This is a genomic window from Myxococcus xanthus, from assembly GCF_006402735.1.
Taxonomy (GTDB): domain Bacteria; phylum Myxococcota; class Myxococcia; order Myxococcales; family Myxococcaceae; genus Myxococcus; species Myxococcus xanthus_A.
This window is the reverse complement of the sequence record NZ_CP017174.1, coordinates 8,737,364-8,759,033: the sequence shown is the minus strand read 5'-3', so window position 1 is coordinate 8,759,033 and position 21,670 is coordinate 8,737,364. Positions and strand designations below refer to the sequence as shown.

Genomic DNA, 21,670 nt, shown 5'->3' with positions numbered 1-21,670 from the left:
CCCACTGACGGTGTCGAGCTTTGAACGCGAGGCTTCCAGGCCATTCGTGCGCGTGCCTTGCCAGGGGCGGAGAGGCAGCCTGGCCAAGGTGATGGCGCAGCGGCGCTGAGCGCTTCATCGGTTGGCACGTCGCGGCGGATTCAGCCGTCTGGCACGCATGGGTTGCCGCCTGTGTGGCCAGAAGTCTGCCCGCATTGCTCGCTCTTGGGCATACCACCCCAGGGGGAGCGCGCGTCCCGGGCTTTCGTAGGACAAGTCATCTTGTGCCGCTCACCAGACGGAAACGAGAATGCAGACGCACATGCTCGCTTGTGCGGCCAGACACGTGGGCGGTGGGGGGAGTGCCATGAAGAAGGAACTCGGGCTTTCGGAGCAGTCCGCCGTGCCACGCGTGGTCACGGCGGAGCCATTGGCTCACGTGACAGAAGACGGCCGGCCTCATCTGCTGCGCGAGCACTTGGAGGCCGTGGGGCAGTGGGCCGCGAGGCTGGCGCCGCGAGAGGATTTGCGTGCGCCGGCCCTGGCCACCGGGCGCTGGCATGACCTGGGCAAGTACACACAGGACTTCTGGTATCGCATCCGCGCGGAGAATGGCTTCGAGGCGCACCTGGAGAAAGAGGGCGCGCTGGAGCGCGACCACTCGACGGCCGGTGCGCTCTGGTCGCTGAGTCGGGATCGCCGCTTGCTCCCGCTGGCCCTGGCGATCGCCGGGCATCACGCGGGGCTTCCGGACCTGGCGGCGTTCAAGGAGCGCCTGGGGCGCAAGGAGAAGCAGGCGTTGCTCGCGGACGCGAGGGCCCGGTGTGATGTCCCCGCCTTGCTGGACGGTCCGCTAGGCTTCGAGCCGGACGCGCTGGTGCGGCTCGAGCCGCTCCGGTTGGAGCTATGGACGCGGATGCTCTTCTCGCTCCTGTGCGACGCGGACTTCCTGGACACGGAAGCCTTCTTCGATGCGAGCCGGGGCTCGGAGCGCGAGGTGCCGGTGACGCTGTCCCAGCTCGCCGAACGCCTCCGTGGCTTCTTGGATGAGAAGCAGCGCGTGGCCCCGGATACGGAGGTCAACCGGGTGCGGCGCGAGGTGCTCTCGGCCGCGGTGGAGGCGGCGTCCCTGCATCCGGGCGTCTTCAGCCTCACGGTGCCCACGGGCGGGGGCAAGACACTGACGTCCATGGCCTTCGCGCTCGAACACGCGCGGCGGCATGGGCTCCAGCGCGTCATCGTCGCCATTCCCTATACGTCCATCATCGAGCAGAGCGCGGATGTGTACCGCCAGGCTTTCCAGGGGCTGGAGCACGCCGTCATCGAACATCACTCCGCCGTCGACCCCGAGAAGGAGACGGCGCTCAACCGCGTCGCCAGTGAGAACTGGGATGCGCCCGTCATCGTCACCACTACGGTGCAGCTCCTGGAGAGCCTCTTCGCCCGCCGCCCGTCGGCGTGCCGCAAGCTGCATCGGGTGGCCCGGAGTGTCATCGTGCTCGACGAGGCCCAGACGCTGCCGCCGTCGCTGCTGGCGCCCATCCTGGATGGCCTGGGCGCGCTGGTGAAGGACTACGACTGCTCCGTGGTCATCTGTACCGCCACGCAGCCCGCGCTGGGCCGCCGCCCGGACTTTCAGGAGGGACTGCCGGACGCGCGCGAAATCGTCCCGGCCTCCGTGCGCGCCTTCGAGCGGCTGCGCCGGGTGCGGGTGCGGTGGCCCACCCTGGGGCACAAGCTCCCCTACACCGAACTGGCCGACGCCGTGGCGGCCGAGCGGGACGTCCTCGCGGTGGTGCACCTTCGGGACGACGCACGGCGGCTCTGTGAACTCGTGGATGAACGGCTGGGGCACCAGGAGACGCTGCACCTGTCCGCGCTGATGTGCCCGGAGCATCGCTCGGAGGTGCTCGCGGACATCAAGGCCCGCAAGAGGCGTGGGGAGCCGGTGCGACTGGTGGCCACTCAGCTCGTCGAGGCGGGTGTGGACCTGGACTTCCGCGTCGTCTTCCGTGGATTGGGAGGACTGGATTCGCTGGCCCAGGCCGCGGGCCGGTGCAACCGGGAGGGGTTGCTGGACGGGCTCGGCGAGCTGTGCGTCTACGAACCCGAGACCCAGCCACCCCGAGGCGTTCCGCGCGCCGCCCAGGACGTGACTCGCGGTCTGCTGGAGCAGGCGCCCGACCTGGACCTGTTCGCGCCCGCGAGTTTCCAACGGTACTTCGAGCGGCTCTATGCCACCCGCAAGCTGGATGAGAAGGGCATCCAGGACCTGCGGGCGAAGCTCCAATTCGACGCGGTGTCCAAGGCCTTCAAGCTCGTGGAGGACGACTGGAGCGCGTCGGTGGTGGTGCCTTACGCGAACCGCGAGGCGCTCCTCGATGCGCTGCGTGAGCGGGGTCCCTCACGAGAGCGCCTGCGTGCGCTGCAACGCTTCACGGTGACGGTCCCCCGCAAGGTTCGGGAGGCCTGGCTGGCTCGGGAGTTGGCCCGGCTCGCGGCGGAGACGGTGGCGTACCTGGGGCCGGAGCACACGTCCGCGTACCACGAGCGCTTCGGCCTTCTTCTGGACCGGGTCGGCATCCTCGACCCGTCCTTCCTCATTCCCGGCTGAGACACGCATCAGGAGGTGTGGATGGCATCGACGACAGGCAGGCGGTTTCGCGTGAGGGCCCGGGGGCCCGTGGCGTGCTTCACGCGACCCGAGATGAAAGCAGAGCGCGTCAGCTACGAGGTGATGACCCCCTCGGCTGCGCGCGGCGTGCTGGAGGCCATCCTGTGGAAGCCGGCCATCCGCTGGCACATTCATGAGATCGCCGTGCTCGCGCCGGTGAAGTGGACCAGCTTCCGCCGCAACGAGGTCAACAGCCGCGCCACGGTAGGCAGGTTCGACTACGCGGCGGACGAGGACCGGGCTCAGCGCAACACGGTGGCGCTGCGCGATGTGGACTACGTCATCACCGCGTCCTTCACGCTGCTGCCCGGGAAGGCGGGGCCCGAGGACAACGCGCGCAAGTTCGAGGACATGTTCGAGCGGCGCCTGGAGCGGGGCCAGTTCTTCCACGCGCCCTACCTGGGCTGCCGTGAGTTCGCGGCCCGGGTAGAGCCCGCCGAGGACGGCCTGCTGCCTCATGAAGCGGGCAGCGGGCGGCGGCCATTGGGGCTCATGTTCTACGACTTCGTCTTCGACGTGCCCGGAGCCCCCGTGCGCCCCGAGTTCTTCCAGGCGTTCCTGGAGGATGGCGTGCTGCACGTGCCGCCTCGGGCCCAAGTGCTGGGGGGAGATAGCTGATGATGCTGACGGCACTGAATGACTTCGCCCGTGAGCGCGGGCTCACGGACGACCCGCTCTACGAGACGAAGCCCGTGGACTTCTTCATCCGCGTCAGCGCGGCGGGGAAGTTCGTCTCGCTGGAGAGCACAGCGGGAGAGGACGGGCGGGGAAAGCCCCTCTCGATTCCTCGGCTGCCCCAGCGCTCGGTGAACATCGCGGCGGGCTTCTTCGCGGACAACCCGAAGTACGTCCTTGCTTACGAAAAGGACGCGCCCAAGGCAAAGGCGGGGGGCGTGGAGAAGCGCGTGGCCCGGCTGGACGCCTTCTTGAAACCAGTGCGCGAAGTCGCCGTGGAGACGAAGGACCCGGAGGCTCGGGCCGTCGAGTCCTTCCTCACGAGCGAGGCCGAGCGGCGCAAGGTGCTGGCGGCTCGCGACGAGGATGAATGGACGGGCTCAGAGTTGCTCGCATTCGTCGTCGGCGATGCCACGACGCCCGTGCATCAGAACCCGGCCATTCGCGCCTGCTGGGAGCGGCGCTCCGGCGAGAAGCGCGCGCTGGGACGGACGGCGCGGTGCCTGGTGACAGGCCTGGAGGGTGTGGTGGCCCTCACCCATCCCAAGCTGAAGAACGTCCCGGAAGCCCAGTCGTCGGGGGCTTCACTGGTGTCCTTCAACGCGCCCGCGTTTTCGTCACACGGTTTGGAGCAGGGGGACAATGCACCCATCTCCCAGGAGGCAGCGCTGGGCTACGTGCTGGCGCTCAACGACATGCTCCGGAGGACGGAGCAGCGCCGCTTCCGGCAGGGCATTCAACTGGGGGATGGCTCGGTGCTGGTCTTCTGGACGCGCGCTTCACCTTCCGAGGAGAGCCTCCTGTTGTCGTGGATGGACCCGACGGAGGAGGACCTCCAGCGCTTCACCGAGTCGCCGTTGCACGGGCTGCAGCCAGGGGCGCTGGATGACAGGGCCTTCTATGCCGTGACGCTGACGGGGAACGCGGGTCGCGTCGCGGTGCGTGACTGGTTCGAGTCGCGCGTGGGCGAGGTGAAGCGGAACATCCGGCGCTACTTCGATGACCTGCGCATCGGCAACGCGCCCGCGGGGCCGACGCCCATCTACCGGTTGCTCAATGCCGTGGAGGCTCCGTCCGGACGCGGTCTGTCTCCGGACGTCGCGACCCGGATGGTGGGGGCGGCGCTGCGGGGGCTTCACTTTCCGCGTCAACTCCTGACATCCGCGCTGGACCGACTGCGGCTGCCACCCGCCGACGACAGGTTCGAGCGCGAACAACTGCGGCTCCGCGTCGCGCTCATCAAGGCCACCCTGCTGCGACTCCCTCGAAGTGGAACCACTCCCCTGGAGGTCACCGTGTCACTGGACAAGAACAACGCCTCGCAGCCCTATGTGCTCGGCCGCCTCTTCGCCGTGCTGGAGCGGTTGCAGGGCGCGGCGTTGAAGGACCTCAACGCCACCATCCGCGACCGTTACTTCGGCGCCGCGTCCCGCAATCCCGTCACCGTCTTCCCCCGGTTGCTCCAACTCTCCGTCCACCACGCCTCCAAGGCGGGCGAGAACGGCAGGTGGCTGGAGCGCACGAAGGGCGAGGTCATGGCGCTGCTTCCTCCAGAGCGATTCCCACGAGTGCTCGGCCTGGAGGACCAGGGCCTCTTCGCCGTCGGCTACTACCACCAACGCGAGGCGTTCTTCACGAAGCGCGAGACCGCGGCTTCGGCCGAGTCCGACGCGGCCTCCTCCTGAAGTTCCACTGTCTTCACCTCATTCCCAGAGAAAGCGCCATGACCGACCTCAAGCAGCGCCATGACTTCGTCCTGTTCTTCGACGTGCTGGATGGAAACCCCAATGGAGACCCCGACGCGGGCAACCTGCCACGCATCGACGCGGAGACAGGCCACGGGCTGGTGACGGATGTGAGCCTGAAGCGGAAGGTGCGCAACTTCATCCTGCTCACGCAGGAGGGCAAGCAGGGGCTGGACATCTTCGTGAAGGAGAAGGCCATCCTGAACAACCGCATCGCGGACGCGTACAAGAGCCTGGGCATCGACCTGAACGAGAAGCCCACCCGCGCCGAGGACGGGAAGAAGCGAACCGACAAGGGGTTCGCTCAGGGCTCCGAGGTGGACAAGGGCCGCGCGTGGATGTGCAAGACGTTCTTCGATGTCCGCACCTTCGGTGCCGTCATGTCCACGGGGGCCAACGCGGGGCAGGTGCGAGGGCCGGTGCAGCTCACCTTCGCGCGCTCGGTGGACCCCATTGTGTCCCAGGAGCACTCCATCACCCGCATGGCCGTGGCGACGGAGGGCGAGGCCGAGAAGCAGGGCGGTGACAACCGCACCATGGGCCGGAAGAACACCGTGCCCTACGGGCTCTACCGGGCGCACGGCTTCGTGTCGCCACATTTGGCGAAGCAGACCGGGTTCGGCACGGCGGACCTGGAGCTGCTCTTCCAGTCCTTCACGCACATGTTCGAACTGGACCGCAGCGCCGCGCGAGGGCTGATGTCCATGCGCAAGGTGGTGGTGTTCAAGCATGGCTCGGAGCTCGGCAACGCGCCGGCCCACGCGCTGTTCGACCGCGTCCATGCGGTGCGCGCTCAGCCGGAGAAGCCAGCTCGAAGCTTCTCCGACTACGAGGTGCGTGTGGACAAGGCCGGGCTGCCCCAGGGCATCGAGGTGCTGGAGTTGGTGGGATGAGCGCGGACTGCGAGACGTGGGTGGCGCTGTCGGCGCTCCAGCACCTGCTGTACTGCGAGCGGCAGGCGGCGCTCATCCACGTCGAGCGGCAATGGCGCGAGGACGTCAACACCGCCTCCGGCAGACTGCTGCACGAGCGCGTGGACCTGCCGGGACATGACGCGCGGGTGGGACGGCGGGTGGAGCGGGCCGTGTTGCTGGGCTCGCAGCGGCTGCGCGTGTCCGGGCGCGCGGACATGGTCGAGTACCAGCGGGACGCGAAGGGGGCGGGCTGGCGGCCCTATCCGGTGGAGGTGAAGCGCGGCCGGCGCAAGGCGGGTGAGGCGGACCGCGTGCAGCTCTGCGCGCAGGCGCTGTGCCTGGAGGAGATGCACGGCGTGGACGTCCCGGAAGGGGCACTCTTCTACGGTGTGGAGCACAAGCGTGCTGCGGTGCGCTTCGACGCGGAGCTGCGCCAGCGGACCGAGGACGCCATCGCGCGCATGCACGAGGTGCTGCGCCGGCAGGAGGTCCCTGTCGTGGTGCGCGCGCCACGATGTGACGGGTGCTCGCTGGAGCCGTTGTGCCTCCCTGGGGTGACGGCGGGGCAGCGGAGCGCCCAGGACTTCCTGACGCGGTGGATGGACGAGGCCGGCTGAACGGAGGAACGCATGACGACCGCGCTGAACACGCTGTTCATCACTGCGGAAGGGACTCGCCTGAACAAGGAAGGTGAGTGCGTGGTGGTGACGGTTCAAGACCAGAAGAAGGCGGAGGTTCCCTTGCGGCACCTGCGCTCGGTGGTGTGTCTGACGCGTGCGTGGCTGACGCCGGAGTTGATGGAGAGCTGCCTGGAGGCGGGCATCCATGTCTCCTTCTTCGGGATGACGGGGCGCTTTCTGGCGAGGGTGGAGGGTGTGCCGGGCGGCAACGTCTTGCTGCGGCGGCAGCAGTACCGGGCGGCGGATGACATCGCTCGCTCGGTGGCCATCTCCCGGGCACTGGTGGTGGGGAAGCTCGGGAACGCGCGGCAGTTCGTGTTGCATGCGCGGCGTGACGCGGCGCCCGAGCGGCAGGAGGCCTTGTCGGAGACTGCGCGGCGGCTGTCGGAGCACCTGCGCGCGCTGACCCGCGTGGAGGACTTGGAGCAGGTGCGAGGGCTGGAAGGCATCGCGGCGCGCGACTACTTCGAGTCCTTTCCCGCGCTGCTGAAGAAGAGTGCCCAGGGCTTCGAGTTCGATGGTCGCAACCGCCGGCCACCGAGGAATCCGCTGAACGCGATGCTCTCGTTTGGCTATGCGCTGCTGGCGCAGGACTGCGCGGGAGCGCTCGCGGGTGTTGGGCTCGACCCCGCCGTGGGGTTCCTGCACGAGGACCGCCCTGGGCGCTTGTCCCTGGCGCTGGATTTGATGGAGGAGTTCCGTGCGCCGGTGGTGGACCGGCTCGTCTTCTCGCTGGTGAATCGGGGGCAACTCAAGCCCGGGGACTTCCGCACGGAGTCGGCGGGGGCTGTGTTGCTGAAGGACGATGCGCGCAAGACGTTCCTCGTGGCGTACCAGGAGGCGAAGCAGGTGGGGGTGCGGCACGCGTTCCTGGGGCAGGAGACGACCTGGGGCATGGCGCCTCACCTGCAATCGCTGCTGTTGGCACGCCATCTCCGAGGGGAGCTGGACGGCTACCCTCCCTTCGCGATGCGCTGATGCGTAGATTGACCGTGTTGATTTGTTACGACGTGCGGGTGTCGGACCCCCAGGGGCCTCGGCGCCTGCGCAAGATCGCGCGGGCTTGCAGAGACCATGGCGTGCGAGTGCAATACTCCGTCTTCGAGTGTGTCCTGGAGCCCAAGGACTGGGTCGTCCTGCGCGCCCGCCTGCTCGGCGCATTCGATTCGGAATGCGACAGCCTGCGCTTCTACTTCCTGTCGGAAGACGATGCCCGAAAGACGGAGCATCATGGCGCCAGGGCCCCCTTGGACGTCGAGGGGCCGCTGGTCCTGTAGGCCTCCGCGAACCGGCCCCGGTGTGCGCTCCGTCGAGGGTTCGCGCTCTTTGAAATCCCGAATAGAATCAGCGAGTTGGGTGAGTGGGGGCAGGAACGGCGGGGCGCTTTCGTGGCCGCGCAGGCCGGTTCGCGAAATTCGGCCGGATTCCGTAGTCAGAACGCTATGTTGGAGAGGCAGAGTCGCTCCTCGTGAACGCGGGGAGCGTGGGTTGAAACACCAGGATGACGGCCATGTCCCCCAACATCCACGGGGTCGCTCCTCGTGAACGCGGGGAGCGTGGGTTGAAACGTCTGCCACCTGGGTCATGACTTCCTCGGCGGGTAGTCGCTCCTCGTGAACGCGGGGAGCGTGGGTTGAAACGTCGGTCATCCACGCTCCCCAGAGAGAGGAGTTGTCGCTCCTCGTGAACGCGGGGAGCGTGGGTTGAAACTGTACGGGCAGCCCGGCTCTGAGCAGCCGGTCCGTCGCTCCTCGTGAACGCGGGGAGCGTGGGTTGAAACATCGAGGCCGCGAAGCCTAAGGCGTCGCTTGCGTGGCGGTCGCTCCTCGTGAACGCGGGGAGCGTGGGTTGAAACCCCGCTCCACCTGGGCGATGGCGCGGGCATACCCAGTCGCTCCTCGTGAACGCGGGGAGCGTGGGTTGAAACCTCTGGCACGCGCAAGGCGTCGGGTCGCGGCCCGTCGCTCCTCGTGAACGCGGGGAGCGTGGGTTGAAACCCCAGCGTGCGGCGAAGGCACGCATCGACGAGAGTCGCTCCTCGTGAACGCGGGGAGCGTGGGTTGAAACTCCTGTGCTGCGTTGTTGCCCCCGGGCACGGTGCGTCGCTCCTCGTGAACGCGGGGAGCGTGGGTTGAAACACGTTGCCGCCGAGCCCCACACCGGTGCTCTTGGTCGCTCCTCGTGAACGCGGGGAGCGTGGGTTGAAACACCTTCGACCGGTACGTCACCACGACGTGGCCGGTCGCTCCTCGTGAACGCGGGGAGCGTGGGTTGAAACGCCCAGTGTGGACATCCCGAGGAGGCGCCCGGGTCGCTCCTCGTGAACGCGGGGAGCGTGGGTTGAAACTCGCCCAACGTCCCAGCGGTGTGGATGACTGCCTGTCGCTCCTCGTGAACGCGGGGAGCGTGGGTTGAAACGAGGGAGTTTGGCGCTACGCGTTGCAGCGCGGCGCGTCGCTCCTCGTGAACGCGGGGAGCGTGGGTTGAAACCCACCACCGCGGCGGTGAAGACCTTGCCGTCCGCGGTGTCGCTCCTCGTGAACGCGGGGAGCGTGGGTTGAAACCAGGTGCTCACGAAGCGCGCTGACCGGATGCGGGGTCGCTCCTCGTGAACGCGGGGAGCGTGGGTTGAAACGCCGTCATCCACCCCCACTACCCGCACGAGGCCAGTCGCTCCTCGTGAACGCGGGGAGCGTGGGTTGAAACTGAGTCCTCCCTCGCTGTGACGTGCGCGCGGGCGGTGGTCGCTCCTCGTGAACGCGGGGAGCGTGGGTTGAAACAGCTGCGTGGCAACGTCATGCCTGTGAGCTCCAGGTCGCTCCTCGTGAACGCGGGGAGCGTGGGTTGAAACAGCCCATTTATGGTGATGCTCAAGCCCGGATTGTCGCTCCTCGTGAACGCGGGGAGCGTGGGTTGAAACGCGCAGGTGGCAACACGGACGGTAATCACTCAGGGTCGCTCCTCGTGAACGCGGGGAGCGTGGGTTGAAACCAGGACTCGCACTCTGGACACTCCACATCGGCGGTCGCTCCTCGTGAACGCGGGGAGCGTGGGTTGAAACTTCGCGGACTGGGCCGCGGACGCGATGACGCGCCAGTCGCTCCTCGTGAACGCGGGGAGCGTGGGTTGAAACGCGAGGTGGTCGTTCACGCGCGCCAGCTCGATGGTCGCTCCTCGTGAACGCGGGGAGCGTGGGTTGAAACGCTCCACCGAAGCGTGTGAACTGATTGAGCGCCGTCGCTCCTCGTGAACGCGGGGAGCGTGGGTTGAAACGCCGCACCGTCCTCGTCGACAACACGCCGCCCACCAGTCGCTCCTCGTGAACGCGGGGAGCGTGGGTTGAAACTAGAGCGGCAGGCAGGGCACGTGGGCGCCTTGTGTCGCTCCTCGTGAACGCGGGGAGCGTGGGTTGAAACGAATCGCAGGACGCGCAGGATGGCCCGTCCTCAGTCGCTCCTCGTGAACGCGGGGAGCGTGGGTTGAAACAGTTCCGCCTCCGGCCAGCGAAAACGGACCTTGGAGAGTCGCTCCTCGTGAACGCGGGGAGCGTGGGTTGAAACTAACATCCGCAGTAACTTCATCGTCTTCGACATGTCGCTCCTCGTGAACGCGGGGAGCGTGGGTTGAAACGCGTCCGCGTCAGAAGAAAGCCGCGTCTGCTCCGTCGCTCCTCGTGAACGCGGGGAGCGTGGGTTGAAACACATAACTGGCGTTGCCCGTGTACGTGCCCCCACCGCGGTCGCTCCTCGTGAACGCGGGGAGCGTGGGTTGAAACCGGAAGGTGAACTGGCGGAAGACCCACATCAAGTCGCTCCTCGTGAACGCGGGGAGCGTGGGTTGAAACTGCGCCAGGGCCACGCCCAAGAAGAGCCCCCAGTGCAGTCGCTCCTCGTGAACGCGGGGAGCGTGGGTTGAAACCGGTAGTCGAGCTCCGCCTGACGTGCCTGCCAGTACGTCGCTCCTCGTGAACGCGGGGAGCGTGGGTTGAAACCCCGCCTCGACGAAGGGGTACGAGAATGCCGGCCGGTCGCTCCTCGTGAACGCGGGGAGCGTGGGTTGAAACATCGCAATCCGCTACAACGCGATCGAGGACCACGGTCGCTCCTCGTGAACGCGGGGAGCGTGGGTTGAAACCCACGCCTTCACCGGCAGCCCCTCCAGATGCGGCGGTCGCTCCTCGTGAACGCGGGGAGCGTGGGTTGAAACACGTTCGGCCGCCCCTTGCGAGGGCCGGACTTGAGTCGCTCCTCGTGAACGCGGGGAGCGTGGGTTGAAACTCGCAGGAGAGGATTGCGCCAACGGTGAGCATCGTCGCTCCTCGTGAACGCGGGGAGCGTGGGTTGAAACGCGACGAAGGAGCCCACCAGGTTGTGCTCGCGGTCGCTCCTCGTGAACGCGGGGAGCGTGGGTTGAAACCGCTTGGGACGGTGATGGGCAGGATCGATTCCACGTCGCTCCTCGTGAACGCGGGGAGCGTGGGTTGAAACCACTCAGTGGCGAACCCGAGACCGCCCGGCCAGTCGCTCCTCGTGAACGCGGGGAGCGTGGGTTGAAACATGAGCTGCCGAATCGCGAGCCCGGTTGCGTCCGTCGCTCCTCGTGAACGCGGGGAGCGTGGGTTGAAACTCGGGGGGCGAGGATGCGGCGCCCTTCGGCTTGGTCGCTCCTCGTGAACGCGGGGAGCGTGGGTTGAAACTTGAGCCAGTGGCGGATAGCGCGGGCTACGCGGTCGCTCCTCGTGAACGCGGGGAGCGTGGGTTGAAACCAGCGCCCGCTCAATCATCTCATCGTCCGTTTGGTCGCTCCTCGTGAACGCGGGGAGCGTGGGTTGAAACCAGCTTCCGCCGGAGCTGCGCCCGCCGGCAGAGTCGCTCCTCGTGAACGCGGGGAGCGTGGGTTGAAACAAGCGCCGCATGGGCCAGCAGGTGGACGACGTCGTCGCTCCTCGTGAACGCGGGGAGCGTGGGTTGAAACGGCGTGGGCGTCGGGGCGATGCGGGCGCGGGTGTCGCTCCTCGTGAACGCGGGGAGCGTGGGTTGAAACTCCAGCAGGGCATCCACCACAGCGACCAGACCCGGGTCGCTCCTCGTGAACGCGGGGAGCGTGGGTTGAAACATGAGAGGGCGTCACGTTCTCGCTGCTCGGCTCGGTCGCTCCTCGTGAACGCGGGGAGCGTGGGTTGAAACGAGGGCGGGCGAACACCTCGCGCTGCCTCGGCGGTCGCTCCTCGTGAACGCGGGGAGCGTGGGTTGAAACCCGATGACGGACCGGGCCGCGTACGGGGACGTCGTCGCTCCTCGTGAACGCGGGGAGCGTGGGTTGAAACGATTGGTGGATGACACCTGAGCCACGAGACGAGCGGTCGCTCCTCGTGAACGCGGGGAGCGTGGGTTGAAACTCAGCCCGCGAGAGGAAGGCGAGCGCGTACATCTGTCGCTCCTCGTGAACGCGGGGAGCGTGGGTTGAAACAAGAGAGCTGGCCCGCCGGTCGTGGTGCTGGGCAGTCGCTCCTCGTGAACGCGGGGAGCGTGGGTTGAAACCTCGCGGCGCACCGGCGCAGCTCCGCGTTCATTCGGTCGCTCCTCGTGAACGCGGGGAGCGTGGGTTGAAACCGAACTCGCGCATCCTGGGCGTCACCGCGACGCGTCGCTCCTCGTGAACGCGGGGAGCGTGGGTTGAAACCCTCTCCCGTGCGGAAGGCAGCACATGGCTGAGAGTCGCTCCTCGTGAACGCGGGGAGCGTGGGTTGAAACTCCGCCGCCATGGCATCCAGCGTCAGCTCCAGCTGTCGCTCCTCGTGAACGCGGGGAGCGTGGGTTGAAACTCCCTGGCCATCAGCGCCTCCGCCGACGTGACTGTCGCTCCTCGTGAACGCGGGGAGCGTGGGTTGAAACCCAGTAGCTGCGGGGCGTGTCGTTCATACAATGTCGTCGCTCCTCGTGAACGCGGGGAGCGTGGGTTGAAACCCTGAGCGCGGCAGACGTCGCTGCAGCTTGGAAAGTCGCTCCTCGTGAACGCGGGGAGCGTGGGTTGAAACCTGGCCGAGCGTACGAAGGTGGGCGGCCAGAACGTCGCTCCTCGTGAACGCGGGGAGCGTGGGTTGAAACCGGGCCTGGGTGGTGCGACGGTAGACGGCGGGGAGTCGCTCCTCGTGAACGCGGGGAGCGTGGGTTGAAACTCCACCACCTTGCTTGGCGGAGTCGTCCAGACGTCCTGTCGCTCCTCGTGAACGCGGGGAGCGTGGGTTGAAACCCTTCGACGACGCGGCCCTCGGTGCTCCAAGTCACGTCGCTCCTCGTGAACGCGGGGAGCGTGGGTTGAAACACGTTGAAGCTCTTGTGCTTTGTGCCCACCGACGTCGCTCCTCGTGAACGCGGGGAGCGTGGGTTGAAACTACGACGCGGTGAGCGCCCACCTGCGCATCAAGTCGCTCCTCGTGAACGCGGGGAGCGTGGGTTGAAACTCCCGGTAGGCGACGAGGACCTCACGGGTGCCGCGGTCGCTCCTCGTGAACGCGGGGAGCGTGGGTTGAAACCCCATTTCCGCGCTGATACAGCTCGACACCTGGTCGCTCCTCGTGAACGCGGGGAGCGTGGGTTGAAACTACGGAGTGAAGGACTTCACGGATACCGCCCAGAGGTCGCTCCTCGTGAACGCGGGGAGCGTGGGTTGAAACCGCAGAAGCTAGACAGCACCCGAGCGCTCGTCGTCGCTCCTCGTGAACGCGGGGAGCGTGGGTTGAAACAGCACCCTCCATTCTCGGCGCCCTCATTGAGCGGTCGCTCCTCGTGAACGCGGGGAGCGTGGGTTGAAACGCCGGCTGGAGCCCGCCCGGGTGGCGGCATGAAGAAGTCGCTCCTCGTGAACGCGGGGAGCGTGGGTTGAAACGAGCAGTGGCGGGGCAAGCTGGAGCTGCTGGGGTCGCTCCTCGTGAACGCGGGGAGCGTGGGTTGAAACACGAAGTCCAGGCCCATGTAGCGCGCGAGGTCGCGGCGTCGCTCCTCGTGAACGCGGGGAGCGTGGGTTGAAACTCCTTCGGCGTCTTCGCGTGGAGTGCCAACGCTGTCGCTCCTCGTGAACGCGGGGAGCGTGGGTTGAAACGCATTCCCGGGTTGTCTGTACTCCTGGCTTGCCATGTCGCTCCTCGTGAACGCGGGGAGCGTGGGTTGAAACGGCGTGGGCGTCGGGGCGATGCGGGCGCGGGTGTCGCTCCTCGTGAACGCGGGGAGCGTGGGTTGAAACCGTGGGCCGCCGCCGCCAGCCCTGACCCTCGCAATGTCGCTCCTCGTGAACGCGGGGAGCGTGGGTTGAAACGCCGACACACCCCAGGGCTGGGCCCAGCGCTGGCAGGTCGCTCCTCGTGAACGCGGGGAGCGTGGGTTGAAACCGCCGCTCCGCGCCTGGCGCGGCTTCAGCGTGTTGTCGCTCCTCGTGAACGCGGGGAGCGTGGGTTGAAACATCCAGGATGATGCTCGTCACGAGCGCCCGGTTGGTCGCTCCTCGTGAACGCGGGGAGCGTGGGTTGAAACGCCTGGTGTTGGGGGACTGGCGACGATTTTACGGTCGCTCCTCGTGAACGCGGGGAGCGTGGGTTGAAACTCCTCGGCGGGAACCTGGGCGGGGGCCCCGTCCGTCGCTCCTCGTGAACGCGGGGGGCGTGGGTTGAAACATCGTCGACAACCTCACCGAGATTGACCTGGACGTCGCTCCTCGTGAACGCGGGGAGCGTGGGTTGAAACGCTGCGTCATCCGCCTTGGCCTGCCCCTCCTCGGAGGTCGCTCCTCGTGAACGCGGGGAGCGTGGGTTGAAACTTCTCGGGGGCGATGGGGGCGCCGCCTACGATGTCGCTCCTCGTGAACGCGGGGAGCGTGGGTTGAAACCCGCCCTGCACCCGTGAGCGCGGGAATCCCCAGGTCGCTCCTCGTGAACGCGGGGAGCGTGGGTTGAAACCGGAAGTCGACGGCCACTTGGTACTGCGCGCGGGTCGCTCCTCGTGAACGCGGGGAGCGTGGGTTGAAACCTCCCCCATGATCATGGCCCGGAGCCCCGGCGGTCGCTCCTCGTGAACGCGGGGAGCGTGGGTTGAAACGGGATGATGGCGTCCTCGCGGACTGCCAGGAACTGTCGCTCCTCGTGAACGCGGGGAGCGTGGGTTGAAACCCTTCGACGACGCGGCCCTCGGTGCTCCAAGTCACGTCGCTCCTCGTGAACGCGGGGAGCGTGGGTTGAAACGGGTGCAGGAGCCGCCACGGAGCGAGTTCACGTGTCGCTCCTCGTGAACGCGGGGAGCGTGGGTTGAAACAACGCCCGCGCGGCGAAGGCCCTGGAGCGCGAGGTCGCTCCTCGTGAACGCGGGGAGCGTGGGTTGAAACGCCCTCTGGCGGGTGGCGCTGCGTGAGAATGCAGTGTCGCTCCTCGTGAACGCGGGGAGCGTGGGTTGAAACACTTCGGCCGCCATCGCCTCCAACTCCGTGAGGCGTCGCTCCTCGTGAACGCGGGGAGCGTGGGTTGAAACAAGAGGCTCGTACAGCGCCAGTTCGCCCGTGCGAGGTCGCTCCTCGTGAACGCGGGGAGCGTGGGTTGAAACTCGGCAATGGTCCGGAAAGCGGCGCAGCTAGTCGTCGCTCCTCGTGAACGCGGGGAGCGTGGGTTGAAACCCGGCTTCCAAGCCCTCCTCGCCTAGTCATGTCCAGTCGCTCCTCGTGAACGCGGGGAGCGTGGGTTGAAACTAAAGGGCCCTCGTGATGCTGGACGACGACGAGTCGCTCCTCGTGAACGCGGGGAGCGTGGGTTGAAACGCGCTCGCGGCCCGGTGTGACTTGGACGGCATCCGGTCGCTCCTCGTGAACGCGGGGAGCGTGGGTTGAAACGGCAAGCACCGAGTTGACCGTCGAAGCCGCTCTGTCGCTCCTCGTGAACGCGGGGAGCGTGGGTTGAAACCGCGTTGAGCAGTACCGAGGCCTCTTGGAGCGCGTCGCTCCTCGTGAACGCGGGGAGCGTGGGTTGAAACCGGCAACTCGACGGTGCCGCCCGATTCTCGCGCTGTCGCTCCTCGTGAACGCGGGGAGCGTGGGTTGAAACTGGTAGGGCATGTGCGTGTCTCCTCACTCCGCAACGTCGCTCCTCGTGAACGCGGGGAGCGTGGGTTGAAACACCGCTACCAGGACTACCTCTTCGCCGTGAGAGTCGCTCCTCGTGAACGCGGGGAGCGTGGGTTGAAACCGCTACCCTTCCGGGTGCAACTCACGGGAGGACGTGTCGCTCCTCGTGAACGCGGGGAGCGTGGGTTGAAACATCAAGAACCTGGTGCTGCTGTGGTGCCACGACAGTCGCTCTTCGTGAACGCGGGGAGCGTGGGTTGAAACCTCCAACGCATGCGGCCCAAGAAGCGCAAGCCGAAGTCGCTCCTCGTGAACGCGGGGAGCGTGGGTTGAAACACCGACGCCAGTCCCCTGCGCGACGGCCGCCCAGGTCGCTCCTCGTGAACGCGGGGAGCGTGGGTTGAAACGCATGTCTATCTCCTACCACCGAAAGAGGCGCCCGGTCGCTCCTCGTGAACGCGGGAAGCGTGGGTTGAAACGCGTTGAGGTAGGCCTGCTGCATCCTGGAGATGTCGCTCCTCGTGAACGCGGGGAGCGTGGGTTGAAACTTGGCGCTCCGAGCCGCAAGCATGGCATCGGCCAGTCGCTCCTCGTGAACGCGGGGAGCGTGGGTTGAAACCCTCCAGGCGGCACCCTCCAGGACGCCGGCCCAGTCGCTCCTCGTGAACGCGGGGAGCGTGGGTTGAAACTCCTCGTGGTAGCGCGCAGTAGAGTCGTCGCCAGTCGCTCCTCGTGAACGCGAGGAGCGTGGGTTGAAACCTCTCGCACAACGCGAAGCGCGCGGACCCGGAGGCGTCGCTCCTCGTGAACGCGAGGAGCGTGGGTTGAAACCGGAGAAAGTCCGCGTAGACCTTTGCCGGCGTTGAAGTTGCTCCTCGTGAACGCGAGGAGCGTGGGTTGAAACTTCTTCAAACAGTGGGGAGCGTGGGCGCCTCGGTCGCTCCTCGTGAACGCGAGGAGCGTGGGTTGAAACCTCTCGTGCGAGCCGCTCCTCGGGCCGGTGGTGTCGCTCCTCGTGAACGCGAGGAGCGTGGGTTGAAACATCAACGTAGAGGGGGTGATGGTGGAGCAGCTGCGCCGTCGCTCCTCGTGAACGCGAGGAGCGTGGGTTGAAACCCGTGCGCGTCGCGTCCGCGCACCACCGCGTAGTGTCGCTCCTCGTGAACGCGAGGAGCGTGGGTTGAAACTGGGCCTTGTTGAGCATGGAGATTTGTCGTCGTCGCTCCTCGTGAACGCGAGGAACGTGGGTTGAAACCCCAAGCGCAGGCAGCGCCGGGAAGGCCGCGCCGTCGCTCCTCGTGAACGCGAGGAGCGTGGGTTGAAACCCGTTTCGAGAATCACTCATGGCAGAGAACATCAGTCGCTCCTCGTGAACGCGAGGAGCGTGGGTTGAAACCCGAGCACCATCTGCGAGCAGCCATGGTCCAGGCCGCTCCTCGTGAACGCGAGGAGCGTGGGTTGAAACTCGAACAGAGCCACGTCCTGTGTCCTCCGGTGTCGCGTCGCTCCTCGTGAACGCGAGGAGAGTGGGTTGAAACCACGCACAGAACAGAAGGTGCGCCCGGCGCGCGGTCGCTCCTCGTGAACGCGTGGAGCGTGGGTTGAAACCACGTGCACCGCGAGGTGGTGGCGAACCTCCGCAAGTCGCTCCTCGTGAACGCGGGGAGCGTGGGTTGAAACTGCGCGGCCTCACGCGTGTTCCACTCGGCCTGGTCGGTCGCTCCTCGTGAACGAGGGGAGCGTGGGTTGAAACCACACGTGCCTGCGGGCAGGCGCATCCGTCGTGGTCGCTCCTCGTGAACGAGGGGAGCGTGGGTTGAAACGCCAGGGTCGGGCAAGACTCGTGGCCGGGGCTATGGTCGCTCCTCGTGAACGAGGGGAGCGTGGGTTGAAACATCTCCGTAGTTGGCCGAGCTGTGGACAACCTCTCGGGTCGCTCCTCATGAACGAGGGGAGCGTAGGTTGAAACGTTTACGGCACCTTCCACGAGTCCAGCCTGTACGGTCGCTCCTCGTGAACGCGAGGAGCGTGGGTCGAAAGCACCCAGAGCACTGGAGTCCCGGTGCCTCGTCCTGGTCACTCCTCATGAACGCGAGGACTTTCTCGCGCTTCAACTGGTCCGAAAATTGGGGAGCAGATCACGAGGACCCGCTCGTGCTCAGGGGCCAGAAGTCGCCGGGTATGCCCAATACACAGCACTTCTGGATCGAGGTCTTCGGGATGGCCGTTTCAAGCGCAACGGCTCGCTCCTATCCGACGTGAACGCGGCCGACGCGCATCGGCTCACGACGTTGCTCATCGCCGCGCGCCGGCTGGACGAATACAAGGAAGATCGCAGCGCCCCTCCTCCCTTTGTACATGCCCGGCAGGTGACGACGTCCGAATCCACCGTGGACGGCCAGCGCACGCGTCTGACGTTGGACATCGACACGCCGCCCGACACCCTCCGCGTCATGCAGCAGGTGGCTGCCGCTTACGGCATCGAACTGTGAGCGCGAGGACCCCGGGCGCCCCAGGGCTGGAGGAACACCTCCGTCTCCTCCAGGATCCGCGGCAGTGACGCGGTGAGCTCGTGTCCATCGTCCACCTCCACCAGCCGGACGTGGCGCTTGCCCTCCGCCCACTGGCGCGAGTTCTGGACGTCACAGGTGTCATCCTGACGGCCGTGGATGATGAGCGTCGGGACGCGCACGTCGGGCCAGCCACCGGTGCGGGCGTCCACTGCCTCCGCGTCGGCGATGAAGCCCGAATGGATGCGCGCCTTCTGCTGCGTCACGAAGTCGTCCGTCTCAATCCAGCCCGACGTCTGCCAATGCCGCCACGCCGCGTCTCCCATTCTCCGGCGCAGCTGCGGGACGACGCGGAAGGCGGGTGCTAGCAGCACCAGCGCACACACGCGGGCGTCCTGCTCAGCCACCCGGGCCGCCGTGAGGCCTCCCAGGCTGGAGCCGATGAGCACCACCCGCTCCTCGGGCCCGCCCATCGCGGCCAGCACCGTGTCCAGCATGGCGCTCAGGCGCAGCTGCTCCAGGGAGGGGACGCGGAGGTTCAACCGCTCCACCGGAATGCCCTGGTCCTCGTAGTGCCGGGCCACGGCCACTCCCTTCTTCGAATCCGGACCCGAGGCGAAGCCGTGCAGGTACAGCCAGCGAGGACCCACGGCGGAAGGCGATGTCGTCGAAGTGCTCATGACAGGCCCACTCTAACGGGCGCGCGGGGCCGTGGCTTCAGATGCGCAACACCGGCCCGGCAATCACCGACTGCATGAGCTTGGCGCACTGGTTGAGCGCGTTGGACGTCAGCTTCACGTCACAGAACTGGAAGCCCGTGGAGACGGACACGCCCCAACGGTCGCTGAACCAGCCGTCCACGCCCACCCGGAAGGCCATGCTCGTGGTGTCGATGTTCTGCCGCAGCCAGGTGCCCACGTCGTCCGGCGTGAAGGTGCTGCCCCAGCTCTTCGACAGCCGCGCGCCCACCCACGGCGTGATGGGCTTGTCCTGGAAGAAGCGCAGCCGCGCCTCGATGCCCACCGCCCGGTAGTCGAGCTGCGAGCGCTCCAACCGCCCCGGTCGCATCGCGTCCGGGAACTGCTGGCCCCACGTCTCGGAGATTTCCGCCAGCAGGCCCACCGACAATCCGGGCGGGGTCTCCAGGCCCAGGTATCCGTGCAGCGCCGGGCCCTTCGTGCGGAAGTTGCTCAAATGGTCCAGGGTGATGCCGGCGCCCAGCGATGCATAGCCATTCCAGTCTGCCGCCACCGCGTCCGTTCCCACACACAGCACGCCCACCACCGCCACCCACATCGACTGCTTTCTCATGCGTTGCAGTCTATGCCTGGAGGTCGCCGTGGGGGACTCCGAGTGCCGCTGCGTGTCATGAAATCAGGCAGACACGCATGCCTCGGTGAGGCCATGCGCATCCCTGCGGACAGTCCAACTACTGCCGCCCTGGCGGATGGAGGGCGGGGAGGGGACCTGCATGTGCTTTCGGAGGGCAAGTCCGGAAGTTAGGGGGGGCCATGTCCATCTCCTTCGAATCCGCCGCCTCCGCCGTTCGTGACGCACTCCCCAGTGCGGGCCGGGGCCTGGTCGAACGCGAGGCGATGGTGGAGCTCGTCGCGCTCTCCGCCGTGGCGGGGGAGCACCTGCTCGTCATCGGTCCGCCGGGCACCGCGAAGAGCGAGGCCGTGCGGCGCACCGCACGTGTCCTGGGGGCTCGTACTTCGAGTACCTCCCGCCGCCGCCGCGGCGCTCGCGGGCCGGCGCACGCCAGGGACCGCGGACCTGTGGCCGCTCGTGTATGTTTGGAGAGCGGTGAGGTCCGGCACTTGCCGGTGCCTTGAGCCGTCAGGCGCCGTGGCGCAGGTTCGGTGACAGGGTGACGTCGCTGACGGTGAGCCGTCGCCGCGCGTCATCCACCTCCAGCTCCACCTGCACGCCGTCCACAGTCACCAGGAGCGAGGGGGGCGTCCCGGGGAGCGCCATCAGCCAGGTGGAGGCCAGGGGCAGCTCCGTGCCCGCCAGCTCCGCGGCGCGCAGCAGGTGCAGGCGCACCGCGTGGCTCAGGGCGCCCGGCAGGGTGCGCAGCGGCAGGGACACGTCCTCGGGCAGGTGCAGTGCGTAGGGCTCGGCGGAGTCCCGCGAGGGAAGCTCAGGGAGCCCGCGAAGCTGGGCGCGCAGCGCTCCATCTGCGGCCTCGGGCGCGTGCGGCTTGCGCAGGTAGCCCACCACGCCGTCCAGCGGGGGCTCCTGGCCGCTCAGCGCGCCAGAGAACATCAGCACGCCCAGATGGCGCAGACGCGCGTTGGTCCGGAGCTGTCCGTAGAGCTCCCACCCGTCCATCCGCGGCAGCAGCAGGTCCAGGAGGATGAGATCAGGGTGGCTCGCCCGGGGCCGCGTGCACAGCCAGTCCAGGGCTTCCTGGCCATCCGCCGCGTGGGAGACCTTCACCCCTTCCGCGTGAGCAACCACGGTCAGCCGCTCGCGCCAGGCGAGGTCATCCTCGACGAGAAGCAGGTGCTGGAGCGGCCGGGACATGGTGGAAGAAGAGGCGAGGGGGCTCGGATACCCCGGACCCGAGGGATGCGCCAGGGGCCAGCGCGCTCCGCGTCCGATGCCCGACACCTGGGCCTCCGGTGCTTCCCGAGGACCTGTGGGCTGTGCCGATACCCACCTGAAAGGTTTCTTCCCGGATACGGGCTGAACAGGTTGGGTGGAGTCGAGCCTCGGTGGCGCTACGGCAACCCCGCCAGCGTTTCCCGTCCAGATTCGATAACCGGTACCGGCGGATGAAACAGGTTTCTCGTACGAAGTGATTGCATCCCCGGGCCCCGAAGGCGTGACATTCGTCCGTGTGACATTGCGTCCGGATGTCTGTGAAAAGCAGAACATCATCATGGACATGGAAGCGACCTGCGCCATCGATGTCGAAGGGCGGCGTATCCTCGCGCGGCAGCGGTAATATCGGCTGGACGGCGTCTTCACCGCCCTTGGGTGTCTGGCACTCCACAGCGAAGTGAGGGGTGGTCCCCTCATGGGGCTGGAAGCCGACGTCAAATAGGCACTTCGGGTACAGCTTGTCGTCATCGCCACGGCTCGTCAGTGTGAAACGACCATGGCCCTTCGACTTCAGCTCGCTCCCCGGGCACTCCGGACCCTGGCAGGATGTTCGACTCCGGTGCGAGAGAAGCTCCAGTGTGAGCTGGGGGCTCTCGCCGCGGGCCTTCCGCTCGACGGGCCTTTGATGTCGGACCAGGGTGGGTTGGTGGTGCTCGACTCGGGTTTTCGCGTCCGCTACCAGCTCGACCTGGGACGCAGCTTGTTACGGCTGACACACGTGGCCGCGCCTTCCTTGCCGCAGCCCTGGCCCGACGTGCCACCCGTCGACCCATAGAGGGCG

General features: G+C 67.1%; 13 protein-coding genes and 1 CRISPR repeat array. Of the genes, 10 read left to right on the top strand and 3 right to left on the bottom strand.

Going from position 1 to position 21,670, the window contains the following annotated elements:
• Window positions 1-346 precede the first annotated feature (346 nt).
• The 8 genes from BHS09_RS36130 to BHS09_RS39790 all read left to right on the top strand — a co-directional run bounded on the left by BHS09_RS36130 (window position 347) and on the right by BHS09_RS39790 (window position 18,261).
• Entirely contained in the window at window positions 347-2,593 is a 2,247-nt protein-coding gene (locus tag BHS09_RS36130) for a CRISPR-associated endonuclease Cas3'' (RefSeq protein ID WP_237080041.1), read from the top strand.
• A 21-nt stretch (window positions 2,594-2,614) separates the two neighbouring features.
• A complete protein-coding gene (cas5c, locus tag BHS09_RS36125; protein ID WP_174258996.1) occupies window positions 2,615-3,271 on the top strand; it encodes a type I-C CRISPR-associated protein Cas5c in 657 nt (218 codons plus the stop codon).
• Complete coding sequence (gene cas8c, locus BHS09_RS36120; protein WP_140800337.1) at window positions 3,271-5,013, top strand: type I-C CRISPR-associated protein Cas8c/Csd1; 1,743 nt, start codon at window positions 3,271-3,273, stop codon at window positions 5,011-5,013. The genes cas5c and cas8c overlap by 1 nt, the downstream gene beginning before the upstream one ends.
• A 38-nt stretch (window positions 5,014-5,051) precedes the next feature.
• Complete coding sequence (cas7c, locus tag BHS09_RS36115) at window positions 5,052-5,966, top strand: type I-C CRISPR-associated protein Cas7/Csd2 (protein ID WP_140800336.1); 915 nt, start codon at window positions 5,052-5,054, stop codon at window positions 5,964-5,966.
• Window positions 5,963-6,604: a CRISPR-associated protein Cas4 gene (cas4, locus tag BHS09_RS36110; protein ID WP_140800335.1), complete on the top strand. Its 642-nt coding sequence runs from the start codon at window positions 5,963-5,965 to the stop codon at window positions 6,602-6,604. Before cas7c ends, cas4 begins: the two co-directional genes overlap by 4 nt.
• A 12-nt stretch (window positions 6,605-6,616) precedes the next feature.
• Complete coding sequence (cas1c, locus tag BHS09_RS36105) at window positions 6,617-7,645, top strand: type I-C CRISPR-associated endonuclease Cas1c (protein WP_140795887.1); 1,029 nt, start codon at window positions 6,617-6,619, stop codon at window positions 7,643-7,645.
• A complete protein-coding gene (gene cas2, locus BHS09_RS36100) occupies window positions 7,645-7,944 on the top strand; it encodes a CRISPR-associated endonuclease Cas2 (RefSeq protein WP_225888307.1) in 300 nt (99 codons plus the stop codon). The genes cas1c and cas2 overlap by 1 nt, the downstream gene beginning before the upstream one ends.
• Window positions 7,945-8,125: 181 nt before the next feature.
• Window positions 8,126-17,809: a CRISPR direct-repeat array (repeat unit 37 nt; unit sequence GTCGCTCCTCGTGAACGCGGGGAGCGTGGGTTGAAAC).
• 218 nt (window positions 17,810-18,027) lie between these two features.
• Window positions 18,028-18,261, top strand: a complete 234-nt coding sequence (locus BHS09_RS39790; protein WP_237080039.1) for a hypothetical protein — start codon at window positions 18,028-18,030, stop codon at window positions 18,259-18,261.
• On the opposite strand, the gene BHS09_RS36090 is transcribed toward BHS09_RS39790, so the two are convergent.
• Both BHS09_RS36090 and BHS09_RS36085 read right to left on the bottom strand, forming a co-directional pair.
• The gene (locus tag BHS09_RS36090; protein WP_140800334.1) at window positions 18,243-18,959 is read right to left on the bottom strand and encodes a YqiA/YcfP family alpha/beta fold hydrolase; all 717 of its coding nucleotides are present in this window, start codon (window positions 18,957-18,959) and stop codon (window positions 18,243-18,245) included. The two genes, BHS09_RS39790 and BHS09_RS36090, sit on opposite strands and share 19 nt — an antisense overlap.
• 37 nt (window positions 18,960-18,996) lie before the next feature.
• The gene (locus tag BHS09_RS36085; RefSeq protein WP_140800333.1) at window positions 18,997-19,590 is read right to left on the bottom strand and encodes a hypothetical protein; all 594 of its coding nucleotides are present in this window, start codon (window positions 19,588-19,590) and stop codon (window positions 18,997-18,999) included.
• A gap of 200 nt (window positions 19,591-19,790) precedes the next feature.
• Here BHS09_RS36085 and BHS09_RS36080 point away from each other — a divergent pair, with 200 nt between their 5' ends.
• A complete protein-coding gene (locus tag BHS09_RS36080; RefSeq protein ID WP_237080038.1) occupies window positions 19,791-20,114 on the top strand; it encodes a hypothetical protein in 324 nt (107 codons plus the stop codon).
• Between the two features lie 4 nt (window positions 20,115-20,118).
• Here the strand turns inward: BHS09_RS36080 and BHS09_RS36075 are convergent, their stop codons facing one another.
• Window positions 20,119-20,808: a response regulator gene (locus tag BHS09_RS36075; protein ID WP_140800332.1), complete on the bottom strand. Its 690-nt coding sequence runs from the start codon at window positions 20,806-20,808 to the stop codon at window positions 20,119-20,121.
• Window positions 20,809-21,448: 640 nt separating this feature from the next.
• Between BHS09_RS36075 and BHS09_RS39785 the strand changes: the two genes are divergently transcribed.
• On the top strand, window positions 21,449-21,664 hold the full coding sequence (locus BHS09_RS39785) for a hypothetical protein (RefSeq protein ID WP_237077794.1): 216 nt from the start codon (window positions 21,449-21,451) through the stop codon (window positions 21,662-21,664).
• The last annotated feature ends 6 nt before the right edge of the window (window positions 21,665-21,670 follow it).

Excerpts from the sequence above, each read along its gene's own strand:
- BHS09_RS36130 (WP_237080041.1), top strand. The coding sequence starts at position 347 with ATGAAGAAGGAACTCGGGCTTTCGGAGCAGTCCGCCGTGCCACGCGTG.
- cas5c (WP_174258996.1), top strand. The coding sequence starts at position 2,615 with ATGGCATCGACGACAGGCAGGCGGTTTCGCGTGAGGGCCCGGGGGCCC.
- cas8c (WP_140800337.1), top strand. The coding sequence starts at position 3,271 with ATGATGCTGACGGCACTGAATGACTTCGCCCGTGAGCGCGGGCTCACG.
- cas7c (WP_140800336.1), top strand. The coding sequence starts at position 5,052 with ATGACCGACCTCAAGCAGCGCCATGACTTCGTCCTGTTCTTCGACGTG.
- cas4 (WP_140800335.1), top strand. The coding sequence starts at position 5,963 with ATGAGCGCGGACTGCGAGACGTGGGTGGCGCTGTCGGCGCTCCAGCAC.
- cas1c (WP_140795887.1), top strand. The coding sequence starts at position 6,617 with ATGACGACCGCGCTGAACACGCTGTTCATCACTGCGGAAGGGACTCGC.
- cas2 (WP_225888307.1), top strand. The coding sequence starts at position 7,645 with ATGCGTAGATTGACCGTGTTGATTTGTTACGACGTGCGGGTGTCGGAC.
- BHS09_RS36090 (WP_140800334.1), bottom strand. The coding sequence starts at position 18,959 with ATGAGCACTTCGACGACATCGCCTTCCGCCGTGGGTCCTCGCTGGCTG.
- BHS09_RS36085 (WP_140800333.1), bottom strand. The coding sequence starts at position 19,590 with ATGAGAAAGCAGTCGATGTGGGTGGCGGTGGTGGGCGTGCTGTGTGTG.
- BHS09_RS36080 (WP_237080038.1), top strand. The coding sequence starts at position 19,791 with ATGTCCATCTCCTTCGAATCCGCCGCCTCCGCCGTTCGTGACGCACTC.
- BHS09_RS36075 (WP_140800332.1), bottom strand. The coding sequence starts at position 20,808 with ATGTCCCGGCCGCTCCAGCACCTGCTTCTCGTCGAGGATGACCTCGCC.